Below are 22,084 nucleotides of genomic sequence, written 5' to 3'. Positions count from 1 at the left end.
GCGATAGCCTGACAATTTTAGCTTTCTTCAAGTCGGTTTTCTTTAGGAGTGACTGCCAGTCTGCGCTCCATGGAAATGGGGGCGTTCTAAATGTCGAACGAGACGGTTACCACTGCATCGAGCTTTCTGAATTCTCTCGGTATCAACACCAATGCGGGCGCCTACACGGACGCCTACACAAACTCCAGTCTGATCATCAACAGCCTGAACTATCTGGGCATCAGTCACGTCCGCGACTCCTACAACGCAATGGGGCACGCAAACGCTGTCATCGACGCGCTTGCCAATGCGGGTGTCTCCTTCGATTTTCGCGTGGCCTACACGCTGCCGGAGACGGGCAGCGCCGGGCTGGCCGCCTATGTCGCCGCTCTTGCCGAGTTCAAGGCGGAGCACCCGGGCATGCTGCTGTCGATCGAAGGCATCAACGAAGCCAATCTCAACGACTTCTCCTATAACGGGCTGACCTCGCTCGAAGGCGCCGCGGCATTCCAGCAGGCGCTCTACACGGCCGTGAAGGGCAACGCTACGCTCAGCGACGTCACCGTCGTCAATTTCAGCATCGGCTACCAGACCGATGCGACGAACGCCCAGGTCGGCGACATGAGCGCCTATTCGGACGCGGCGAACGCCCACGTCTACGTGCAGACCGGCGCGCTCGCCGACGCCCAGATCGAGGACGACCTCCGTCTGGCGGAAGAAATCTCGACGAACGATCCGGTCATCGTGACGGAAACCGGCTATACGACGTTGACGAGCACCACCGGCATCGGCGCGAACGAGGATGCGCAGGCGAAGCTGGTGCTCTCCAACCTGCTGCTGGCGTATGAGAATGGGTCATCCGCCACGTATATCTACGAGCTGTTCGACTCGCCGTCGTCGGCGACCCGCGGCGACAAGGAAGCCCATTTCGGTCTCTTCAACACCGATGGCACGCCGAAGGAAGCCGCTGTCGCTCTTCACAATCTGACGACCATCCTCGGCCACGGCGACAACGGCACCGCCCATACCGGCACGGATCTGAGCTACACGCTTTCCAACGCGCCCAGCAACACCCATACGATGGTGATGAACAAGTCGGGCAGCGTCAGCGACCTCGTCGTTTGGGCCGATACGCGCGTCTGGGACAGCGCGAGCCAGACCGAGATCGTCACGCCGGTAACGTCCGTGACCATCCAGTTCGGGCAGGTGGAAGGCGTCGTCTACGTCTATGACCCGCTGCAGGGTACGGATCCGATTGCGACCTATTACAACACGAGCTCGATCCAGGTCGGCCTCAGCGATCATCCGCTGGTGATCGAGGTTCGCGCGTCGTCGGCCGTGGGCGAAGCCCCGACGACGGTCGACAGCGAGCTCACGATGACGTCGGCCCAGTTCGTCGCGCAGATGGACACCCTGGTGAATACCAGCGGGCTGGAAAAGGTGACATTGAGCGACTCGCATGTTCTGGCCGTCTCGTCGACCGAGACCATGCAATATGCCATCGCCCATTATGGCAGCCTGCTGTCGAAGATCGACGGCGGCTTTTCCTTCTCCGTCACCTGGAGCGGCGTCGGCTGGACCAAGGAGCAGGATTTCGATGCCGCGGGTACCCTGACCGAGACCACCGTTTGGGGCTACGACAGCAGCGGCGCTCTGGTCTCGAAAAGCATCACGATGGCCGACGGGCAGCTCGACTATTACCACTACGGCATCACCGGCGAGGCCTACACGTCGCAGCACACGGCCTACGACGCGAGCGGCAATGTCACGGTGATCGAGCGCTTCCACGCCGATGGCAGCTATCAGTACAAGGCGACATACAACGCCGACGGTTCCAAGGTTTACGACTATTACAACAGCGCCGGTGCGCTGACCTCGGAAGTCAGCCTGACCTCGTCCAGCACGGTCACGACCACCTATGACGCCGCGACCGGATACAAGCTCCAGGTCCATACCGCCAATGCCGACGGCAGCGCCGACAACAAGGTCTATGCCAACGGCGTGCTGATGAAGGACAACGTCCTTCACACGGACGGCTCGTCCGAGGTCTATGTCTACAACATCGCCGGCCAGGCCTACACGTCGACCCATCAGGTCACCGACGCCAGCGGCAAGGTGACGCTGATCGAGCGCTTCCATTCCGACGGCAGCTACCAATACAAGGCTGCCTATAACAGCGACGGTTCCAAGGTCTACGACTACTACACGAGCACGGGTGTTCTGAGCTCCGAGGTGATCATCACCTCGACCGCCACCACGACGACGACCTATGACACCGCGACGGGCAACAAGCTCGTCGTCTACACGGCCAACGTGGACGGCAGCGCCGACAACAAGGTCTACACCAACGGCGTGCTGACGAAGGACAACGTCCTCCACAAGGACGGCTCGGCCGAAGTCTATGTCTATCAAATCACCGGGCAGTCCTACACCTCGACCCATCAGGTCACCGACGCCAGCGGCAAGGTGACGCTGATCGAGCGTTTCCACGCCGACGGCAGCTACCAGTACAAGGTGACCTACAATTCGGACGGCTCGAAGGTCTACGATTACTATACGAGCGCGGGCGCTCACAGCAACCAGGTGGTCACCACTTCGACCGGCACCACGACGACGACCTATGACACGGCGACCGGCAACAAGCTCGTCGTCTACACGGCCAATGTCGACGGCAGCGCCGACAATAAGGTCTATACCAACGGCGTGCTGATGAAGGACAACGTCCGCAACAAGGACGGCTCGTCCGAGGTCTACATCTACAACATCGCTGGCCAGTCCTACACGACGACCCACCAGGTGAGCGACGCGAGCGGCAAGGTGACGCTGATCGAGCGATTCCACGCCGACGGCAGCTACCAGTACAAGGTGACCTACAACGCTGACGGCTCGAAGGTCTACGACTACTACACCAGTGCAGGCGTTCGCAGCTCCGAGGTGGTGGTCACCTCGACCGCCACCGCGACGACGACCTATGACACGGCGACGGGCAACAAGCTCGTGGTCTACACGGCCTATGTCGGGGGCGGCGCCGACAACAAGGTCTATACCAACGGCGTGCTGATGAAGGACAACGTCCTCCACAAGGACGGCTCGGCTGAAGTCTACATCTACAACATCACCGGCCAGTCCTACACGTCGACGCATCAGGTGGGCGATGCCAGCGGCAATGTGACGCTGATCGAGCGTTTCCACGCCGACGGCAGCTATCAGTACAAGGTGGCCTACAATGCCGACGGCTCCAAGGTTTACGACTACTACACGAGCGCGGGGCTCCACAGCTCCGAGGTGACCGTCACGTCGGCCAGCACCACGACGACGACCTACGACACCGCGACCGGCTACAAGGTCACGGACTACATTGCCTATGCGGACGGCAGCGCGGAAAACAAGACCTACACCGGCGGCGTGCTGACGAAGGACAACGTCCTTCACAAGGACGGCTCGTCAGACGCCTATGTCTACCAGATCACCGGCCAGTCCTACACCTCGACGCATCAGACCAGCGACGCCAGCGGCAACGTCACGCTGATCGAACGCTTCCATGCCGACGGCAGCTACGACTACAAGGCGGTGTACAATTCGGACGGCTCCAAGCTCTACGACTACTACAACAGCGGCGGAAAATTGAGCACGGAGGTCTCGGTCATCTCGACCGGCACCACGACGACGACCTATGACACGGGGACGGGCAACAAGCTGACCGAGTACACGGCCAATGTGGACGGCAGCGCGGAGAACAAGACCTATACGGGCGGCGTGCTGACCAAGGACAATATCGTCCACAAGGACGGCGCGACTGACGCCTATGTCTATCAAATCACCGGCCAGTCCTACACCTCGACCCACCAGGCCTACGATGCCGGCGGGAACGTGACGCTCATCGAGCGGCTCCATGCCGACGGCAGCTACGACTACCTCGAGAAGCACAACACGGACGGCAGCAAGGACATCTCCAACTATTCCAGCACCGGGGCGATCCTCAACCACACGCTGGTCAAGGCCGACGGCTCCCGTGCCGTCGACTATTACAGCCAGGATGGGACCGGCGATGTCCGCACCGACACAATGGATGTCAGCGGTAATCTGACGATGCGCGAATATACGCACACAAGCGGGGCCCACGAGGTCTATGCCTATGCGGACAATCTGAAGCTTGACGGCGGTACGGGCAACGACACCTTCTACTTCCGCACCACCAACGGCGGCACGGTGACCTATCAGGGCGGCAACGACACGATCTACAGCTTCAACACCGATACCTCCGCCGGCACGGACAAGATCGCGATCAGCACCTCGCTAGCCGCGAGCTTCAACGATCTTCACATGGCCCAGCAGGGTACGGATGTGCTGATCACGCTGGACAGCCACGATACGATCTTGATCAAGGGATCCACGGTCGCCAACCTTCACAGCGACTACTTCATGTTCTCGTAACGGCGGGCCGGTACCATGGCCCGGCGCTGTGCGCCGGGTCGGAGTTACCGCCGCGCCACCAGCACGCCGACCAGGAACGCCACCATCAGCGACGGCAGCGGTGCCTCGCGCACCATGCCGCGCACGATGTCGGTCCAGTGCTGCTCCGGAACCAGCCTTGGCGACCTGACTTCAGGCGTCGGCGGAATGTCCCAACTCGAGGCGAGCTCGGCGATCTCGCTTTGCGCCAGCCGCACGCCGTCGCGCACGCGGAAGACGGCGGCCTCCGATCGTTCGCGCGGCGCCAGCGCCATCAGCGTCGCGATCGCCGTGCGCAACGTCATCTCGCCAAAGCCCTGCAGCCTGACCGATTCCTCGGGGTCGGACGTCATGTGATCATCCCCTCACAGCGCGAAGTGGCGCGCGATCGTGAAGGCTGCGGTCGCGCACAGGACCAGCGTGGATACCGCGCCGGCCACGCCGCGCGCGAGATGGGCTCGCGTCAGGTGCCTGGTCATGATCTTGCTCCATGCTCAGCATGGAAATGGCCGTCCGCGCCGTTGGTTCCTTGCGCCAATCGCGGAATCGCTATCCTCGTAGGATGGGTAGAGCCCTTGCGAAACCCCTCAGCTTCGTGCTCTTGCGAGAGGCCGATGGGTTTCGCTTCGCTCTACCCATCCTACGCGCTGATTCGCCTGGGTCAGGCTACTTCCGCAGCAATTCGCTCAACGCGGCCGTCGCCTCGGCGCAGCGGATGTCGTCGATCTCGCGCGAGAGGTTGATCGCGCTCGATCTGAGCTCTTCGAGCCTCCAGCTGGACGGGTGCTGATTTTCGAGTTGGCTGAGACGCTTGTTCAGATCGTCCAGCCTGGACTGGAGCTGCCCGATGCTGGCGGCCCCATTCACTTTCCAAACGCGTTGTGCGCGCATCGTTATTCCCCTGATAGTCTCACGGCGTTGTGAGAGCGGTTCATGGCCGCAATGGGAGTTTCTCTTGTCCGGCTTCAGACAGTGGGGAACCGTTGCAGATTGGCAACGAAAGTTCCTGGACGGCGTGTGCAGGCCGGCTCTCGGTTGCGCGGTGGGCCTCGTCGGCGCGGAATCTGCATGTGCGCGGTCGCGGCGGCGCGGGTAGCGCAGGTCCTGAAGAGCGAAGGCCGGAAGAGCAAAGGAAAGACGCGTGGCGAGATTTGTGAACGTCGCGGCCGGCCAGCTTGGCCCGGTTGCGAGGCGTGAGAGCAGGACCGAGGTCGTGGCGCGCCTGATGGCACTAATGCGGCAGGCCGCGGCCAACGGTTGCGACCTGATCGTCTATCCCGAGCTTGCGCTCACCACCTTTTTTCCGCGCTGGTATTTCGAGGATCAGGCCGAGATCGACCGCTTTTTCGAGCGCGAGATGCCGGGGCCGGAGACGCGCGCGCTGTTCGAACTCGGCCGCGAGCTCGGCATCGGATTTTACCTCGGCTATGCCGAGCTGACGGTCGAGGCCGGTATCGTCAGGCGCTACAATACCTCCATTCTCGTCGACAAGAGCGGCGCGATCGTCGCGAAGTACCGCAAGGTCCATCTGCCCGGCCATGCCGAGCATGAACCGTGGCGCGAATTCCAGCACCTGGAGAAGCGCTATTTCGAACCCGGCAGCGGCTTCGGCGTGGTCGAGGCCTTCGGCGGCGTGATGGGAATGGCGATCTGCAACGACCGCCGCTGGAGCGAGACCTACCGCGTGATGGGCTTGCAGGGCGTCGAGATGGTGATGATCGGCTACAACACGCCGGTGCACAATCCGCCGGCACCGGAGCACGACGATCTCTCGCTGTTCCACAATCATCTGGTGATGCAGTCCGGCGCCTATCAGAACGGCACCTTCGTGGTGGGCGTGGCCAAGGCCGGCGTCGAGGAGGGCGTCGACCACATCGGCGGCAGCTGCATCATCGCGCCCTCGGGCGAGATCATCGCGCGCTGCACGACCAAGGGCGACGAGATCGCGCTTGCCCGCTGCGATCTCGATCTCTGCAATTCCTACAAGCGCACGACGTTCAATTTCGACGTCCACCGCCAGCCGCAGGCCTATGGCATGATCGTGGAGCGGAAGGGTGTGACGACGATGGCGGATGGGACGGCGGTGCGGAAGGGGTGATGCTCTCGTAGCCTGGGTGAGCGCAGCGATACCCCGGACGTCGCTCGCAAAGCTCCCGGATGTCGCTGCGCTCATCCGGGCTACGGACTGGGCTGTATCGCCTCCGGTCAATCCCATCGTGCAAAAATATTCCACTTTACCGAAATTCGGAAATGGCGTACGTGTCGCCCATCCCGGCTCATTCTTGAGGGGCGATCATGTGGTCGTCATTGTCGCGAGCCGGGCTTGCGGTGGACGCGGCAGCGTCGGGCGCGAAGGCCTGAGGGCAGGGCGGATTGCTCTCCGTGAGGCCTCGGCATCGCGCAGACGAACGGCGCTGACAGGTTCGTCTCGTCTGCAGGTTTCCGGCCTTGTCGACAGGGCTGGAAAAACTGCGGCGAACATGGCGGACCGCGCGTACGGCAAAACCGTGTGGTCCTGGCCGTCGTTGCTACGGCCAAGCTCTTGCGGAGGCGGCGATCGCGTCAACTGGCGCGGCGCCGGTGAATTTCGTGAGAGCGAGGGAGGCCAGAAGGAATTCGGCTCCCGGGAGAGCACGGCATAAGCCGTCCGACCATCGCGCAGGGAAGGCCGAGTGATTGGCACCACCTGTATGCTGCTGTGCGGTTCTTCCTGCGCGTGCCTTTTGCGCAGCGGACCGCGGGTGCGAGGTCAGCACCCGGCCTTCCCTGCGCCCTCTTAGCTCAAGAGGGTGGAGTGACCAGGCAAAGCTCGGGCGAATTGCGCCGCGAGGCCGCGAAGGCATGTCTGCACCCAGCCACTCACCGTCATCGCCCGCCTTGTGCGCACTTGCGCACTGGGGCGGGCGATCCAGTACTCCGAGGCGGCAGTCGTAGGATGGGTAGAGCGAAGCGAAACCCATCATTGCATCCGCAGGACCGAGAGTTGATGGGTTTCGCTTCGCTCTACCCACCCTACAAGTGCATGTCGGAGAACCGCAGTGCTGCCACAAACTCCGGCATCGTAGGGTGGGCAAAGCGAAGCGTGCCCACGACTTTGCGTATCGTTACCGGCACGTGGGCGCGGCGCTTTGCGCCTTTGCCCACCCTACGGCACCGCCGTTGCGGAAAGACTCTGGATTGCTTCCGCCTTCGCCAAAGGCTTCGGCGGACAAGTCGCTACGCTCGCAATGACGCGGAGGAGAAAGCGAGCGTCTGACCCCACTCTCGTGCCCCGGACGCAGCGCATCACGGAGTGGTGCGCTGCAGAGCCGGGGCCCATGCATCCGCCTCTTCCCGTGTCGCTGTGGGTCCCGGGAGCAGGCACCGCTGCTAAAGATTCGTCCCATCCCTCCCAATCACAACTCCGTGTCTTTATTCGGAAACGATCATTCCCTATTATCCCGCAATGCAAAAAGTCGCTCGCCGATCGCAAGCTGTCGCCCGTCCGCCCGGTCGTCCCCGGGAGTTCGACATGGATACCGCGCTTGACCGCGCCGTGCGGGTGTTTTGCGAGCGCGGCTATCATGCCACCTCGATCGGCGACCTCACCGCGGCGATGCGGCTTGCCACCGGCAGCGTCTACAAGGCGTTTCGCGACAAGCAGGCCGTGTTCCTGGCCGCGTTCGAGCGCTACGCCACGGTGCGCCGGGAGCAGACCCGCAGTGCCGCCGCACGGGGCGCCAATGGCCGCGAGCGGCTGCGCCACATGCTGCTGTCCTACGTCGAGCACTCCCAGGGCATCGAGGGGCGCCGCGGCTGCATCGTGGTCGGCGGTGCGGTCGAGCTCGCCGCGCTCGATCCGGAAGTCCGCGCCCGCGTCAACGCCCAGCTCGAGACCAACGAAAGCTTCATCGCCGGCCTCATCCGCGAAGGACAGGCCGACGGCTCGATTCCTCGCCATGTCGATGCGGACGATACCGCGCGGCTGATGATCTGCATCACGCAAGGGATGCGCGTCGTCGGCAAGGCGCGCCTGCCGCTCGACGGGGAGCGTCTGGTCGGCGTCGCGCTGAAGCTGCTCGCCTGAATTCATGCCTTATTAGGGAATGAACGTTCCCGATCTTTCGGAGACTGCTTGAAATGACGATGAATGCCACGATCGAGACCGCACCCGAGCCGGATGCGGTGTCGCAGCGACTGACCTTCGTGCTTGCCGCGGCCTGTGGCATGGTCGCCGCCAACATCTACTATGCCCAGCCGTTGATCGCCCCGATCAGCGCCGCGCTCGGCCTGTCGCATGCGGCGGCGGGGCTGATCGTGACCATGACGCAGATCGGCTATGGCGTCGGGCTGCTCTTCATCGTGCCGCTCGGCGACCTCGTCGAGAACCGCGCCCTGATCTGCTCGGTCATCATGCTCGGCGCTGCCGCGCTGCTAGCCGCCGCGTTCTCGACCCATGCACTGCCCTTCCTGGCGGCCGCGCTGTTCATCGGTATCGGTTCGGTCGCGGTGCAGATCATCATTCCCTATGCGGCGCATCTGGCGCCGGAAGCGATCCGCGGCCGCGTCGTCGGTAACGTCTCGACCGGCCTGATGCTCGGCATCATGCTGGCGCGTCCGGTGTCGAGCTTCGTCACGGCGGCCTCGTCATGGCATGCGGTGTTCTTCGCCTCCGCTGCGCTGATGATCGTGCTCGCGACGGTGCTCTGGATGACGCTGCCGCGGCGCAAGCCCGTCGCGCGCATGCATTACGGCACGCTTCTGCTGTCGATGCCGCATCTGGTGCGTACCACGCCGCTGCTGCGGCGCCGGGCGCTCTACCAGGCGAGCCTGTTCGGCTGCTTCACCCTGTTCTGGACGGTGGCGCCGCTCCAGCTTGCCGGCGCATTCGGCTTCTCCCAGCAGGGCATTGCGCTGTTCGCCCTTGCCGGCGTCGCCGGCGTGTTCGCAGCTCCCATCGCCGGCCGGCTCGCCGACCGCGGCCACAGCCGCATCGCGACGCTGGTGGCGATGCTGCTGGCGGCCCTGGGCTTCCTGGCGACCTATATCGGCGCGCCCGGCTCGATGCTGAACCTCGCCTGCCTGGTCGTCGCCGCGATCGCCATCGATATCGGCGTGCAGGGCAACGTCGTGCTCGGCTTCCGCGCCATCTTCGTGCTCGGGCACGAGCAGCGCAGCCGCCTGAACGGCCTCTATATGGCGACGTTTTTCGCCGCCGGCGCGGCCGGCTCCGCGGTCGGCGCCTGGGCCTTCGCACAGGGTGGCTGGACGCTGGCCTCGGCCATTGGCCTTGCGCTGCCCGTCGCGGGACTGCTCTATGCGGTAACCGAGTAACCGCCCGAGGGGCGGGATTGCGCGAGGTGGATGTTTACCAATCCGCGGAGACGTGGGCCCGCCGGGCCTTCGGGGGTGCAATTTCCATCTCGCGGCCGGCCCGCGCTTGTAGTACTTTCGTCGCAAGCGGACCTGGTTAACGGGCTGGCAGGGGGAGGCTGATGAGGCGTGCGGGGCTGTTTGGCGTACCGCGGGTACGGCCATGGTCGTGGCAGGCGTTCCTGCTCGGATTCGTCGTTGTTGCAATGTCGGCCCTGCTCCAGGGCGTCTGCGTCGCGCTCGGCGCGAAGCTCTATTTCGCGGCGTTTCTGCCCAGCCTGTTCGTGCTCGCATTGGTCGCGGGCGCGCCGGCGGCGGCATTCGCCGCGTTGCTCACCATTCCGCTGGTGTGGTGGGCGTTCATACCGCCCTTCTTCGAGTTCGCCCCGCTGACCAGCGCGAATGCCGATTCCGTCAACCTGTTCTGCCTGCTCGCCGTGCTGCTGATCGGCCTTGCCGATCTCTGCCGCGAGACGATGTCGATGATCAGCCGCGGCGGGCTGAAGCCGTCGGGCGAGAGCGCGGCAACGAATTCGCAATAGATCCGTGTTGCGTGGGCGTGCGCGTTGCGCGCGCGCAACAGTCCGGCAACCATGCGCGAGCATGCCGCGCGCCGCTAACTTTTCGAAAAAGATTTGGCCGCAATTTCTCCCCCGGGAATGACGAGGGAGTTTTGAGACATGAACGGCCAGATCAACGGACACGCCATCCTCGAGAACGTGCGCCGCTATCGCGGCATCGCATCGCTCTATCGCCAGACCGCAGCATTCCGCCCGGGCCAGAGCTGGTCGCTGCTGGAGCAGGCGAGGGATTGGGAAGAGCGGGCGCTGTCGGAGCTCGAAGCCTATTTCGCTGCGCGTATCGACTACGCTGCACCGCTCGCGGCCTGATCGTCTGCCGCGTTAGGGCGGGCGCGCGATCGGGGGCGGGCGACCCGGGGCGACTACGGAGTTGTCTCGATGCCCGCTTGTGCTAGCAACACCCCGATCAGGATCTCCTTTACGCAAGGCCCGGGGCGAGCGATGACCACCTTCAACCGCATCTTCACGACCGAGCGCCTGCTTCAGATCATCGTCATTCTGGCGGCGACGATCGCGATGAAGCTGATGGCCTGAGCGCCGGCTGCCTACCGCCCGCCGAACTCGGGCACGTCGGGCAGATAATTCGACCCTTCCGATCCCAGAAAATCGAACATCGCCTGCGCCGGCGGCAGCAGCACCTTGTCGCTGCGGCGGATCACGTACCATTGCCGGACGATCGGCAGGCCGGCGACGTCGAGCACGATCAGCCGGCCCTCCGCGAGTTCATGCGCGACCGTGTGGGCCGAGATGAAGGCGATGCCGAGCCCGGCGATCACCGCCTGCTTGATGGTCTCGTTGCTGCTCATCTCCATGCCGATGATCGGCTCGAGGTCCGACCTCTGGAACATGCCCTCCATCAGCGTGCGCGTGCCCGAGCCGGGCTCGCGGGTGAGGAAGGTCTCGTGCACGAGGTCGGTCAGGCTGAGGCCGGAATCCTTCTCCAGCCAGTGCCCCTTGCGCGCGACGATGACGTGCGGATTGCGCCCGAGCTGTCGGACGTCGACGCTGACGTCGGCCGGCGGCCGACCCATCACCGCGAAATCGAGATCGTAGCCGTGCATGGCCTCGCGGATCTCCTCGCGATTGCCGATGGTGAGCTTGATCTCGATCTTGGGATGCCGCTTCGAGAACGCCGCGATCGCATGCGGCACGAAATATTTCGCAGTGGAGACCGCGCCGAGATGCACCGTGCCGCCGGTGCGCCCCGCGAGCAGGTCGAGCGCGCCCTGGCAGTCCGTGATCGCGGCCTCGACGCGCTCGGCAAGCGCCAGCACTTCCTTGCCTGCCTCGGTGAGCAGCATGCCGTCGCCGGTCCGCTGCACCAGCGGCAGGCCGGCGAGGTCCTGAAGCTGCCGGAGTTGCTGGGTCACGGCCGGCTGCGTCAGGCCGAGATGGCCGGAGGCCGCCGTCACGCTGCCCTTGGCCGAGAGCGCCGCAAGCGAGCGAAGCTGCCGGATCGTCAGATGCCGGAGCTGGACCGCCGCATGGCCGGAGCCATTATAAGAAAATTCTTTGGCGCTCATTATGATTAGAAATTTTCCTTATTAAGTCGCCCCTGTCAATCTCCTGATGCCGGGACTGACCGCACCGACCTCCACCTGGAGGGCAATGGATGCGGCGCCGGCCCAGGGGATGGACGCAGATGACCGGGCAACTCAGGCTGGACGACCACCTTCAACGGTATTCAGAGACCGCACCCCGCGCGCTGGCGGTGGCGGCCGCAGTCGATGCCATCGCGGCGGCGGCGGTCGAAATCGCCGACCTCATCGCCACCGGCGATCTCGCGGACGCCTCGGGCCTGACCACGGGCCGCAACAGCGACGGCGACGTCCAGCGCGATCTCGACGTCCAGGCCGACGCGATCCTGCGCCGTTGCCTCAGCCGGCTGCCGGTCGCGGCGCTGGCGTCGGAGGAGATGCGCGAGCCCCAGATCGGCGACCGCGCGGCAAAGGTCTGCGTGGCGATCGATCCGCTCGACGGCTCCTCCAACATCGACATCAACATGACGGTCGGGACGATCTTCTCGATCCTGCCCGCGCCCGACGATCCCGCGCTCGCCTTCCACCAGCGCGGATCAGTGCAGCTCGCGGCAGGCTTCGTCACCTACGGGCCGCAGACCTCGCTGGTGCTGACGCTCGGCGACGGCGTCGACATCTTCACGCTCGACCGCAAGGCCGGCTGCTTCCGCCTCGCGCGCAGCGGCGTGCAGATCTCCGAGGCCTGCGAGGAGTTCGCCATCAACGCGTCGAACCGCCGGCACTGGGAGCAGCCGGTGCGCGCCTTCGTCGACGAATGCCTCGCCGGCGTCGAAGGGCCCGCCAACCACAATTTCAACATGCGCTGGATCGGCTCGCTGGTCGCGGAGGCCTATCGCATCCTCACCCGCGGCGGCGTGTTCCTCTATCCGTCGGACGCGCGCCCCGGCTATGGCGACGGCCGCCTGCGCCTCGTCTACGAGGCCCACCCGATGGCGATGATCATCGAGCAGGCCGGCGGCTCGGCCTCGACCGGGCGCGAGCGCATCCTCGACCTCTCCGCGCAGAGCCTGCACCAGCGCGTGCCGCTGATCATGGGCTCGAGCAACGAGGTGCGGCGGGTCGAGGAATTGCACTGCGACCCGCTGCTGGTCGCCAGCGTCTCCGCGCCGCTGTTCGCGCGGCGCGGATTCTTCCGGCTCTGAGCGAGGCGTCCCATGTCCAGGAAGCATCCCATCATCTCCATCACCGGCTCCTCCGGCGCCGGCACCACTTCGGTCAAGAAGACGTTCGAGCAGATCTTCTTCCGCGAGAAGGTCAACGCCGCCTACATCGAGGGCGACGCCTTCCATCGCTACGACCGTGCCGAGATGCGCACGCAGATGGCGAAGGAGGCCGAGCGCGGCAACAAGCATTTCAGCCATTTCAGCCCCGAGACCAATCTGTTCGAGGAGCTGGAGCGCGCCTTCCGCGACTACGGCGAGACCGGCTCCGCGGTGACGCGGCACTACGTCCACGACGCCGAGGAATCCGCGCTGCACGGCGCCGCGCCCGGGACCTTCACCGATTGGAAGCAGTTGCCGGAGAACTCCGACCTGCTGTTCTACGAGGGCCTGCACGGCGCCGTCGTCACCGACAAGGTCAACGTCGCGCGCTATGCGGACCTCAAGATCGGCGTCGTGCCGGTCATCAATCTCGAATGGATCCAGAAGCTGCACCGCGACCGCAGCGCGCGGGGCTATTCGACCGAGGCCGTCACCGACACCATTCTGCGGCGGATGCCCGACTACATCCACTACATCTGCCCGCAATTCACGGAGACCGACATCAACTTCCAGCGCGTGCCGACGGTGGACACTTCCAATCCGTTCATCGCGCGCTGGATCCCGACGCCGGACGAATCGATGGTCGTGATCCGCTTCAAGAATCCACGCGGCATCGACTTCCCTTACCTGCTCTCGATGCTGCCGCAGAGCTGGATGTCGCGCGCGAACTCGATCGTGTGCCCCGGAGCGAAGCTCGATCTCGCCATGCAACTGATCCTGACGCCGCTGATCATGCAGCTCATCGAGCGCAAGCGCAGCTTGAAGTGAACGAGGAGAGACCCTGATGAACATCTCCGTCCACGCCGAAGCCGACCTCTATGCCGTCGCGCACAGCGATCTCGCCAATGCGGTCCGCTTCCTCGCAGTCGACGCCATCGAGACCTCGCAGTCCGGTCATCCCGGCCTGCCGATGGGCATGGCCGACGTCGCAACCGTGCTGTTCTCGCGTTTCCTGAAGTTCGACTCGGCGCATCCCAACTGGCCGGACCGCGACCGCTTCGTGCTCTCGGCGGGGCACGGCTCGATGCTGCTCTATGCGCTGCTGCATCTCACCGGCGGCGATGTCAGCCTCGACGACATCAAGGCCTTCCGGCAGTGGGGCTCCAGAACGCCGGGCCATCCTGAGTATGGTCATACGCCCGGCGTCGAGACCACGACGGGACCGCTGGGGCAGGGGATCGCGACCGCTGTCGGCATGGCGCTCGCCGAGCGCATGGCCAATGCGCGGCATGGCGACGGGCTCGTCGATCACTTCACCTATGTCATCGCCGGCGACGGCTGCCTGATGGAAGGCATCAGCCAGGAGGCGATCTCGCTCGCCGGCCATCTCGGGCTCGGCCGCCTGATCGTGCTCTTCGACGACAACGGCATCTCCATCGACGGCCCGACGTCGCTTGCGACATCGGACGACCAGCTCGCGCGCTTCGCCGCCTCCGGCTGGTCGGTGCGCCGCGTCGACGGGCATGATCCCGAAGCCGTCGCTCAGGCGATTGCGGAGGAGCGCGAGACCGCGAGGCCGTCTTTGATCGCCTGCCGCACCATCATCGGCTATGGCGCGCCTGACAGGCAGGGCACCGAGAAGGCGCATGGCGCGCCGCTCGGCACTGAACAGACCGCCGCCGCGCGCCGCGCGCTCGGTTGGGACTATCAGCCCTTCGTGGTGCCGATCCCCGTCGCGAAGGCGTGGCGGATGATCGGGCAGCGTGGACAGGTCGATCGTCTCGCCTGGCTCGATCGCTACGAAGACGCGACGCCGGAGCAGCGCGATATGTTCGTCGAGGGCAAGGCCGTTGCTCTGCCGGCCGCCTATGCGCTGGCAGCGGCGAAACTGCGCGAGCGCTTTGCCAGCGAGCGTCCGAAGCTCGCGACGCGGCAGGCCTCGCAACAGGTGCTCGATGCCATCGCGGGAACGATTCCCGGCCTGGTCGGGGGCTCGGCGGACCTGACCCATTCGAATCTGACGCATGCCAAGGCGCAGGCGCCGGTCAAGAGCGGTGCCTTCGCCGGCGACTACATCCATTACGGCATTCGCGAGCACGGCATGGCGGCTGCGATGAACGGCCTCGCGCTGCACGGCGGCTTCCTCCCCTATGGCGGCACCTTCCTCGCGTTCTCCGACTATAGCCGGCCCGCGATCCGCCTTGCGGCCCTGATGCGGCTGCGCGTCATCCATGTGATGACGCACGATTCCATCGGTCTCGGCGAGGACGGCCCGACGCACCAGCCGGTCGAGCATCTTGCGGCGCTGCGGGTCATTCCGAACCTCCTGGTGTTTCGTCCCGCCGACGCGGTCGAGACGCTTGAAGCCTGGGACTGCGCGCTGGAAGCGGAGGATCGCCCCTCGGTGCTGTGCCTGTCACGGCAGGCGCTGCCGACCTTCCGCAGCGATGCCCGCGGCCGGAACCGCGTCGCGCGCGGCGCCTATCTCATCGTCTCGCCCGACGGCGGCCGTGACGTCACGCTGATGGCGACCGGCTCGGAGGTCTCGATCGCGCTGGAAGCCGCCCGCCTGCTCGCGACCGAGCACGTCCGTGCGGCCGTGGTCTCCGCACCGTGCTTCGCGCTGTTCGAGGAGCAGCCGGACGACTACCGCGCCGCCGTGCTCGGCACCGCGCCGCGCGTCGGCGTCGAGGCGGCCGTCGCCGGCGACTGGCATCGCTGGATCGGCGCCGACGGTGAATTCGTCGGCATGCGTGGCTTCGGCGCTTCGGCGCCGGCGCCGGTGCTCTACCGCGAATTCGGCATCACGTCGCAAAGCGTGGCCGAGGCCGCTCGCAGGGCAATCGCCCGCGCGCGCAAGCAATAACAGGAGGAATTGACGTGGCACGTATCACCCTTCGCCAACTGCTCGATCACGCCGCCAGCCACGGTTATGCCGTGCCGGCGTTCAACATCAACAACATGGAGCAGGGTATCGCGATCATGCAGGCCGCGGCCGAGGTCGACGCGCCCGTCATCATCCAGGCCTCGCGCGGCGCGCGCAGCTATGCCGGCGATCTCATGCTCTCGCACATGATCGACGCGCTGGAGCGGACCTATCCGGACATCCCGCTCTGCATGCACCAGGACCACGGCAATGACGAGGCGACCTGCGCCTCCGCCATCGCCCATGGCTTCACTTCGGTGATGATGGACGGCTCGCTCAAGGCCGACGCCAAGACGGCGGCCGATTACGACTACAACGTCGCGATCACCCGCCGTGTCGTCGATCTCGCCCATTGGACCGGTGCCTCCGTCGAAGGCGAGCTCGGCGTGCTCGGCTCGCTCGAGCATGGCGGCGGCGAGCAGGAGGACGGTCACGGCGTCGAGGGCAAGGTCAGCCACGACCAGTTGCTGACCGATCCGGACCAGGCCGTCGATTTCGTCCGCGCGACGAAGGTCGATGCGCTGGCGATCGCGATGGGCACCTCGCACGGCGCCTACAAGTTCAGCCGCAAGCCTGATGGCGACATCCTGGCGATGCGGGTGGTCGAGGAGATCCATCGCCGGCTGCCGAACACGCATCTGGTCATGCACGGTTCCTCCTCGGTGCCGCAGCCGCTGCAGGACATGTTCAACCAGTTCGGCGGCGAGATGCCGCAGACCTGGGGTGTGCCGGTCGAGGAGATCGTGCGCGGCATCAAGAGCGGGGTGCGCAAGGTCAATATCGACACCGACTGCCGCCTCGCGATGACCGCGGTGTTCCGGAAAGTCGCCGCGCAGACGCGCTCCGAGTTCGATCCGCGCAAGTTCCTCAAGCCCGCGATGGACGCGATGCGTGAGCTCTGTCGCGATCGCTTCGAGCAGTTCGGCACCGCGGGTCATGCCAGCAGGATCAAGGTCATTCCAATGAGCGAGATGGCGCGGCGGTACCGCGCCGGCGAATTGGACCCGCGCATCGGCGCCCGCGAGCCCGTGGCGGCCTAGTCAATCAGGAAGAGCAGAGAAAAGAACAGGAGAGAGACATGAACGTTCATACCGGCACTGTCCGCGGCAAGGAGCGTTATCGCTCGGGCGTGATGGAATACAAGCGCATGGGCTATTGGGAGCCCGACTACACGCCGAAGGACACCGACGTCATCGCGCTGTTCCGCGTCACGCCGCAGGAGGGCGTCGATCCGATCGAGGCATCCGCCGCTGTTGCGGGCGAATCCTCGACCGCGACCTGGACCGTGGTGTGGACTGACCGCCTGACAGCGGCCGAGAAATACCGCGCAAAATGCTATCGCGTCGATCCGGTGCCGGGCACGCCGGGCTCGTATTTCGCCTACATCGCCTACGATCTCGACCTGTTCGAGCCGGGCTCGATCGCCAACCTCTCCGCGTCGATCATCGGCAACGTGTTCGGCTTCAAGCCGCTCAAGGCGCTACGCCTGGAAGACATGCGCTTCCCGGTCGCCTATGTGAAGACGTTCCAGGGGCCGGCGACCGGCATCGTGGTCGAGCGCGAACGGCTCGACAAGTTCGGCCGGCCGCTGCTCGGTGCGACCGTCAAGCCGAAGCTCGGGCTTTCCGGCCGCAACTACGGCCGCGTCGTCTACGAGGCGCTGAAGGGCGGGCTCGACTTCACCAAGGACGACGAAAACATCAACTCGCAGCCCTTCATGCACTGGCGCGACCGCTTCCTCTATTGCATGGAGGCGGTGAACCGCGCGCAGGCCGCCTCTGGCGAGGTGAAGGGGACGTACCTCAACGTCACCGCGGGGACGATGGAGGACATGTACGAGCGCGCGGAGTTCGCCAAGGAGCTCGGATCATGCATCGTCATGATCGATCTCGTGATCGGCTACACCGCGATCCAGTCGATGGCCAAATGGGCGCGGCGCAACGACATGATCCTGCATCTGCATCGCGCCGGTCACTCGACCTACACGCGGCAGAAGAGCCACGGCGTGTCGTTCCGCGTCATCGCCAAATGGATGCGGCTCGCGGGCGTCGACCACATCCATGCCGGCACGGTGGTCGGCAAGCTCGAAGGCGACCCCAACACCACGCGCGGCTACTACGATGTCTGCCGCGAGGAGTTCAACCCGACCAGGCTCGAACACGGCATCTTCTTCGACCAGTCCTGGGCGAGCCTGAACAAGATGATGCCGGTCGCCTCGGGAGGCATCCATGCCGGCCAGATGCACCAGCTGCTCGACCTGCTCGGCGAGGACGTCGTGCTGCAGTTCGGCGGCGGCACCATCGGTCATCCCATGGGGATCGCGGCCGGCGCGATTGCCAACCGCGTGGCGCTGGAAGCGATGATCCTCGCTCGCAACGAGGGCCGCGACTACGTCCACGAAGGCCCGGAGATCCTGGCCAAGGCCGCGCAGACCTGCACGCCGCTGAAGTCCGCGCTCGATGTCTGGAAGGATGTCACCTTCAACTATCAATCCACCGACACGCCGGACTTCGTGCCGACGGCGCTGGAAACCGTCTGAGGAGTTTTGAGATGAAATTGACCCAGGGCTGCTTCTCGTTCCTGCCTGATCTCACCGACGACCAGATCACCAAGCAGGTGCAATACTGCCTCGCCAATGGCTGGGCGGTGAACATCGAGTTCACCGACGATCCGCATCCCCGCAACACTTATTGGGAGATGTGGGGGCTGCCGATGTTCGACCTCCAGGACGCCGCCGGCGTGATGATGGAGCTCGCCGAGTGCCGCAGGGTGTACGGCGACCGCTACATCCGCATCAGCGGCTTCGATTCCAGCCATGGCTGGGAATCGGTGCGGATCTCCTTCCTCGTCAACCGGTCGCCGCAGGAAGCGGAATTCGAGCTGGTCCGGCAGGAGGTGGGCGGCCGCGCGATCCGCTACACCACGGTGCGGAAGCCCGCCGCGCACGCCACGCAATAACGGTTCTCCCTCCGCGCGGAGCACTCCCTGCTCCGTTTCCTTGGCGGACCACTGCTTCGCCGCTTCCCCGCGGCGAAGCTCTTTTCTTCGAGGTACCCATGCTGGATGTCCCCCACGCAACCACGGCCGAACCAGGCGAGACCCAGTTCGATCTCCGCAAGGAGGCCGAGGCGGCCGGTATAACCGAGACGCTGCAACAGCTCGACCAGGAGCTGATCGGGCTCAAGCCGGTGAAGAACCGCGTGCGCCAGATCGCCTCGCTGCTGCTGATCGAGCGCATCCGCCAACGCGCAGGCCTCGCCGCGGCGCCGCCGACGTTGCACATGTCGTTCACCGGAAATCCCGGCACCGGCAAGACCACGGTGGCGCTGCGCATGGCCAAGATCCTGCACGGGCTCGGCTTCGTGCGGCGCGGGCAGGTGATCTCGGTGACGCGTGACGATCTCGTCGGCCAATATATCGGCCACACCGCGCCGAAGACGAAGGAGATCCTGAAGAAGGCGATGGGCGGCGTGCTGTTCATCGACGAGGCCTATTATCTGCATCGCCCGGACAACGAGCGCGACTACGGCCAGGAATCGATCGAGATCCTGCTCCAGGTGATGGAAAACCAGCGCGAGGATCTGGTCGTGATCCTCGCAGGCTATGGCGAGCGGATGACGAGCTTCTTTGCATCCAATCCCGGATTCCGTTCGCGCATCGCTCACCACATCGAGTTTCCCGATTATGCGGAAGCCGAGTTGCTCGTCATCGCCGAGCTGATGCTGAAGGAGCGGGGCTATCGCCTCCCGGCGGCCGCGCGCGAGGCGTTCGAGAAATATATTGCGCTCCGCCGCACCCAACCGTTCTTCTCCAACGCGCGCTCGATCCGCAACGCCGTGGACCGAATCCGTCTGCGGCAGGCCGATCGCCTGGTCTCAGATCTCGACCGCATGCTCGATGTCGCCGATCTCGAAACCATCGACCCCGCCGATGTCCTCGCAAGCCGCGTCTTCAGCGGCGGTGCCGACGCACGGAGCGCAAAGCCATGACGCGCGAAATCCTCATCGCCCCCTCGATCCTGGCTGCGGATTTCGCGCGTCTCGGCGAGGAGATCGCGGCGATCGACGCGGCCGGCGCGGACTGGATCCATTGCGACGTCATGGACGGACATTTCGTCCCGAACATCAGCTTTGGCGCCGACGTGATCAAGGCGATCCGGCCGCTGACGAAGAAGGTCTTCGACGTGCATCTCATGATCGCGCCGGTCGATCCCTATCTCGAGGCGTTCGCGAAGGCGGGCGCTGACGTCATCACGGTCCATGCCGAAGCGGGGCCGCACCTCGATCGGTCACTTCAAGCGATCCGTGCGCTCGGCAAGAAGGCCGGCGTCAGCCTGTGTCCTTCCACACCGGAGAGCACGATCGACTATGTGCTCGATCGTCTCGACCTCGTGCTGGTGATGACGGTCAATCCGGGCTTCGGCGGCCAGGCCTTCATCGAATCCCAGCTCGAAAAAATCCGGCGCATTCGCGGCGTGATCGGCGACCGGCCAATCCGGCTCGAGGTCGATGGCGGTATCACGCGCGACAATGCTGCCGCGGTCGCCGCCGCCGGTGTCGATACGCTGGTGGCGGGTTCCGCCGTGTTCCGCGGCAAGAGCAGTGCCGACTATGCCGGGAACATCGCGGCGATCCGCGTCGCGGCGGAGGCGGGGCGGGTTCCAAAATTGCAGGATAGTTCCGTGCATGCGCTGCGCGGCGGCGAGACCGCGCGCCTCCGGTAGATTACGGAGGCGCGGTACGCGCCCGCGAGATTTCTCCGGGCCGCTACGGGGAATTGATCGCGAATTCGCCGTCACCTTCATGCCGGGGTAACCAACGGTCGCGAAGCCGCGCCTCGATTAACACCGGCGCAATGCGCTGCGTCACAATCTGTGGTTCAAGTGCCGCGGAGACGCGTGGGATGCACATTCAATATCTTCACTGGAATGCGGCCCATGGCTGGCGCGGAGCGGATGCCCTGCGCGAGCCCGCCCAGCTTGTGCTCTATTTCGGCGGCCGGGAGGCGCTGGCGGACGGCGCGCGTTATCGCGAGCTGCGCGGTCTTCATCCCGAAAGCCACATCGTCGGCTGCAGCACCGGCGGCCAGATCCATGGCGACGACATCGCCGATGACGTGATCGTCGCAGTCGCCCTGCATTTCGCGCGCACGCAAGTGCGGGTCGTGAACGAGACGATCGAATCCCGCACCGCCTCGCGGGCCTGCGGCGTGCGTTTCGCCCGCCAGTTGGCGGCGCCTGATCTTGCGGGCGTGTTCGTGCTCTCCGATGGATTGAACGCGAACGGCAACGAGTTGATCGCCGGGATCAGCGACGTGCTGGGACCGGACGTGCTGGTGACAGGCGGGCTGGCGGGCGACGGCACCAAGCTCGAGCAGACATTGGTTGGCGCTGATGGCGAGGCATTGCCGAACCGCATCGCTGCGATCGGTTTCTATGGCGCGTCCTTCCGCTTCGCGCATGGCTGTGCCGGCGGTTGGGACGTGTTCGGCCCTCGCCGCAAGGTGACGAAGTCGGACGGCCCCGTGGTGGTCGAGCTGGACGGCGAGCCGCCGCTCGATCTCTACACGCGCTATCTCGGCGAGGAGGAAGCCGCGGCGATGCCGGGCTCGGGTCTCGCCTTTCCCTTGCGCATTCACGACGAGGCCGCGCCGGATCGGCAGATCGTGCGCTCCGTCTTCGCAGTGGATCGCAACGCCCGCACGCTGACTTTCGCGGCCGACATTCCGCAAGGGTGCACGGCGCAGCTGATGCGCGCGAATTTCGACAGTCTCGCCGCCGGCGCCGGCGAGGCGGGCAGGCAGGCACGCACCGCGCTCCCTGACGCGGTTGAAGGCGACAAGCTCGCGATCCTGGTCAGCTGCACCGGCCGCCGCAGGGTGATGGGGCAACGCACGCAGGATGAGCTGGACGCGGTCGCTGCCGAGCTCGGCGACGACGTCGTCCGCATCGGCTTCTACTCCTATGGCGAGATTGCTCCGCCGGTCGCGTCCGGCCGCTGCGAGCTGCACAACCAGACCATGACGGTGACCATGATTGCGGAGGCAGCCGCGTGA

Annotated in this window: 18 protein-coding genes; 15 read left to right on the top strand and 3 right to left on the bottom strand. The window is 65.1% G+C overall.

What is annotated here, in order from left to right; translation table 11 throughout:
• Positions 1–90: 90 nt before the first annotated feature.
• The gene (locus A7X65_RS29340; protein ID WP_063691837.1) at positions 91–4,413 is read left to right on the top strand and encodes a hypothetical protein; all 4,323 of its coding nucleotides are present in this window, start codon (positions 91–93) and stop codon (positions 4,411–4,413) included.
• A 44-nt stretch (positions 4,414–4,457) separates the two neighbouring features.
• Here the strand turns inward: A7X65_RS29340 and A7X65_RS29335 are convergent, their stop codons facing one another.
• Together A7X65_RS29335 and A7X65_RS29330 are read right to left on the bottom strand one after the other, a co-directional pair.
• A complete protein-coding gene (locus A7X65_RS29335) occupies positions 4,458–4,784 on the bottom strand; it encodes a hypothetical protein (protein WP_063691834.1) in 327 nt (108 codons plus the stop codon).
• A 313-nt stretch (positions 4,785–5,097) separates the two neighbouring features.
• Positions 5,098–5,322: a hypothetical protein gene (locus A7X65_RS29330; RefSeq protein WP_063691831.1), complete on the bottom strand. Its 225-nt coding sequence runs from the start codon at positions 5,320–5,322 to the stop codon at positions 5,098–5,100.
• A 250-nt stretch (positions 5,323–5,572) separates the two neighbouring features.
• On the opposite strand from A7X65_RS29330, the gene A7X65_RS29325 reads away from it, so the two are divergent.
• The 5 genes from A7X65_RS29325 to A7X65_RS29305 all read left to right on the top strand — a co-directional run bounded on the left by A7X65_RS29325 (position 5,573) and on the right by A7X65_RS29305 (position 10,673).
• The gene (locus tag A7X65_RS29325) at positions 5,573–6,529 is read left to right on the top strand and encodes an N-carbamoyl-D-amino-acid hydrolase (protein WP_063691828.1); all 957 of its coding nucleotides are present in this window, start codon (positions 5,573–5,575) and stop codon (positions 6,527–6,529) included.
• A 1,347-nt stretch (positions 6,530–7,876) separates the two neighbouring features.
• A complete protein-coding gene (locus A7X65_RS29320; RefSeq protein ID WP_063691825.1) occupies positions 7,877–8,497 on the top strand; it encodes a TetR/AcrR family transcriptional regulator in 621 nt (206 codons plus the stop codon).
• Between the two features lie 53 nt (positions 8,498–8,550).
• On the top strand, positions 8,551–9,744 hold the full coding sequence (locus tag A7X65_RS29315; RefSeq protein ID WP_063691822.1) for an MFS transporter: 1,194 nt from the start codon (positions 8,551–8,553) through the stop codon (positions 9,742–9,744).
• 161 nt (positions 9,745–9,905) lie between these two features.
• Positions 9,906–10,325, top strand: coding sequence for a hypothetical protein (locus tag A7X65_RS29310; protein ID WP_063691819.1), 420 nt, complete (start codon positions 9,906–9,908; stop codon positions 10,323–10,325).
• 138 nt (positions 10,326–10,463) lie between these two features.
• Positions 10,464–10,673, top strand: coding sequence for a hypothetical protein (locus A7X65_RS29305; RefSeq protein WP_063691816.1), 210 nt, complete (start codon positions 10,464–10,466; stop codon positions 10,671–10,673).
• Between the two features lie 236 nt (positions 10,674–10,909).
• Here A7X65_RS29305 and A7X65_RS29300 read toward each other — a convergent pair whose 3' ends face one another.
• Complete coding sequence (locus A7X65_RS29300; RefSeq protein ID WP_063691813.1) at positions 10,910–11,887, bottom strand: LysR family transcriptional regulator; 978 nt, start codon at positions 11,885–11,887, stop codon at positions 10,910–10,912.
• Between the two features lie 119 nt (positions 11,888–12,006).
• Between A7X65_RS29300 and A7X65_RS29295 the strand changes: the two genes are divergently transcribed.
• The 9 genes from A7X65_RS29295 to A7X65_RS29255 all read left to right on the top strand — a co-directional run bounded on the left by A7X65_RS29295 (position 12,007) and on the right by A7X65_RS29255 (position 22,084).
• Positions 12,007–13,044 carry a class 1 fructose-bisphosphatase gene (locus A7X65_RS29295; RefSeq protein WP_063691810.1) on the top strand — a complete coding sequence of 346 codons (1,038 nt, stop codon included), beginning with the start codon at positions 12,007–12,009 and terminating at the stop codon, positions 13,042–13,044.
• Positions 13,045–13,056: 12 nt separating this feature from the next.
• Positions 13,057–13,932 (top strand): phosphoribulokinase, encoded by an 876-nt coding sequence (locus A7X65_RS29290; RefSeq protein WP_063691808.1) that lies wholly within the window; start codon positions 13,057–13,059, stop codon positions 13,930–13,932.
• A 16-nt stretch (positions 13,933–13,948) separates the two neighbouring features.
• On the top strand, positions 13,949–15,970 hold the full coding sequence (gene tkt / locus A7X65_RS29285; RefSeq protein WP_063691805.1) for a transketolase: 2,022 nt from the start codon (positions 13,949–13,951) through the stop codon (positions 15,968–15,970).
• Positions 15,971–15,984: 14 nt separating this feature from the next.
• The gene (gene fba, locus A7X65_RS29280) at positions 15,985–17,070 is read left to right on the top strand and encodes a class II fructose-bisphosphate aldolase (protein ID WP_063691802.1); all 1,086 of its coding nucleotides are present in this window, start codon (positions 15,985–15,987) and stop codon (positions 17,068–17,070) included.
• A 38-nt stretch (positions 17,071–17,108) separates the two neighbouring features.
• Complete coding sequence (locus A7X65_RS29275) at positions 17,109–18,569, top strand: form I ribulose bisphosphate carboxylase large subunit (RefSeq protein WP_063691799.1); 1,461 nt, start codon at positions 17,109–17,111, stop codon at positions 18,567–18,569.
• Positions 18,570–18,580: 11 nt separating this feature from the next.
• Entirely contained in the window at positions 18,581–18,988 is a 408-nt protein-coding gene (locus A7X65_RS29270) for a ribulose bisphosphate carboxylase small subunit (RefSeq protein ID WP_063691797.1), read from the top strand.
• Between the two features lie 98 nt (positions 18,989–19,086).
• Complete coding sequence (gene cbbX, locus A7X65_RS29265) at positions 19,087–20,019, top strand: CbbX protein (RefSeq protein WP_063691794.1); 933 nt, start codon at positions 19,087–19,089, stop codon at positions 20,017–20,019.
• Positions 20,016–20,753, top strand: coding sequence for a ribulose-phosphate 3-epimerase (gene rpe, locus A7X65_RS29260; protein ID WP_063691792.1), 738 nt, complete (start codon positions 20,016–20,018; stop codon positions 20,751–20,753). Before cbbX ends, rpe begins: the two co-directional genes overlap by 4 nt.
• 179 nt (positions 20,754–20,932) lie before the next feature.
• The gene (locus A7X65_RS29255) at positions 20,933–22,084 is read left to right on the top strand and encodes an FIST signal transduction protein (protein ID WP_063691790.1); all 1,152 of its coding nucleotides are present in this window, start codon (positions 20,933–20,935) and stop codon (positions 22,082–22,084) included.

This window comes from Bradyrhizobium stylosanthis (assembly GCF_001641335.1).
Classification (GTDB): Bacteria; Pseudomonadota; Alphaproteobacteria; order Rhizobiales; family Xanthobacteraceae; genus Bradyrhizobium; species Bradyrhizobium stylosanthis.
Note: the sequence above shows the minus strand (reverse complement) of the source record. Positions and strands in the feature narration are given on the sequence as shown.

What these genes read in the sequence shown, in the direction of transcription:
- A7X65_RS29315 (WP_063691822.1), top strand. Translation starts at nt 8,551, where the DNA reads ATGACGATGAATGCCACGATCGAGACCGCACCCGAGCCGGATGCGGTG.
- A7X65_RS29255 (WP_063691790.1), top strand. Translation starts at nt 20,933, where the DNA reads ATGCACATTCAATATCTTCACTGGAATGCGGCCCATGGCTGGCGCGGA.
- A7X65_RS29340 (WP_063691837.1), top strand. Translation starts at nt 91, where the DNA reads ATGTCGAACGAGACGGTTACCACTGCATCGAGCTTTCTGAATTCTCTC.
- A7X65_RS29295 (WP_063691810.1), top strand. Translation starts at nt 12,007, where the DNA reads ATGACCGGGCAACTCAGGCTGGACGACCACCTTCAACGGTATTCAGAG.
- A7X65_RS29290 (WP_063691808.1), top strand. Translation starts at nt 13,057, where the DNA reads ATGTCCAGGAAGCATCCCATCATCTCCATCACCGGCTCCTCCGGCGCC.
- cbbX (WP_063691794.1), top strand. Translation starts at nt 19,087, where the DNA reads ATGCTGGATGTCCCCCACGCAACCACGGCCGAACCAGGCGAGACCCAG.
- A7X65_RS29270 (WP_063691797.1), top strand. Translation starts at nt 18,581, where the DNA reads ATGAAATTGACCCAGGGCTGCTTCTCGTTCCTGCCTGATCTCACCGAC.
- A7X65_RS29320 (WP_063691825.1), top strand. Translation starts at nt 7,877, where the DNA reads ATGCAAAAAGTCGCTCGCCGATCGCAAGCTGTCGCCCGTCCGCCCGGT.
- tkt (WP_063691805.1), top strand. Translation starts at nt 13,949, where the DNA reads ATGAACATCTCCGTCCACGCCGAAGCCGACCTCTATGCCGTCGCGCAC.
- rpe (WP_063691792.1), top strand. Translation starts at nt 20,016, where the DNA reads ATGACGCGCGAAATCCTCATCGCCCCCTCGATCCTGGCTGCGGATTTC.
- A7X65_RS29310 (WP_063691819.1), top strand. Translation starts at nt 9,906, where the DNA reads ATGAGGCGTGCGGGGCTGTTTGGCGTACCGCGGGTACGGCCATGGTCG.
- A7X65_RS29275 (WP_063691799.1), top strand. Translation starts at nt 17,109, where the DNA reads ATGAACGTTCATACCGGCACTGTCCGCGGCAAGGAGCGTTATCGCTCG.
- A7X65_RS29305 (WP_063691816.1), top strand. Translation starts at nt 10,464, where the DNA reads ATGAACGGCCAGATCAACGGACACGCCATCCTCGAGAACGTGCGCCGC.
- A7X65_RS29330 (WP_063691831.1), bottom strand. Translation starts at nt 5,322, where the DNA reads ATGCGCGCACAACGCGTTTGGAAAGTGAATGGGGCCGCCAGCATCGGG.
- A7X65_RS29335 (WP_063691834.1), bottom strand. Translation starts at nt 4,784, where the DNA reads ATGACGTCCGACCCCGAGGAATCGGTCAGGCTGCAGGGCTTTGGCGAG.
- A7X65_RS29300 (WP_063691813.1), bottom strand. Translation starts at nt 11,887, where the DNA reads ATGAGCGCCAAAGAATTTTCTTATAATGGCTCCGGCCATGCGGCGGTC.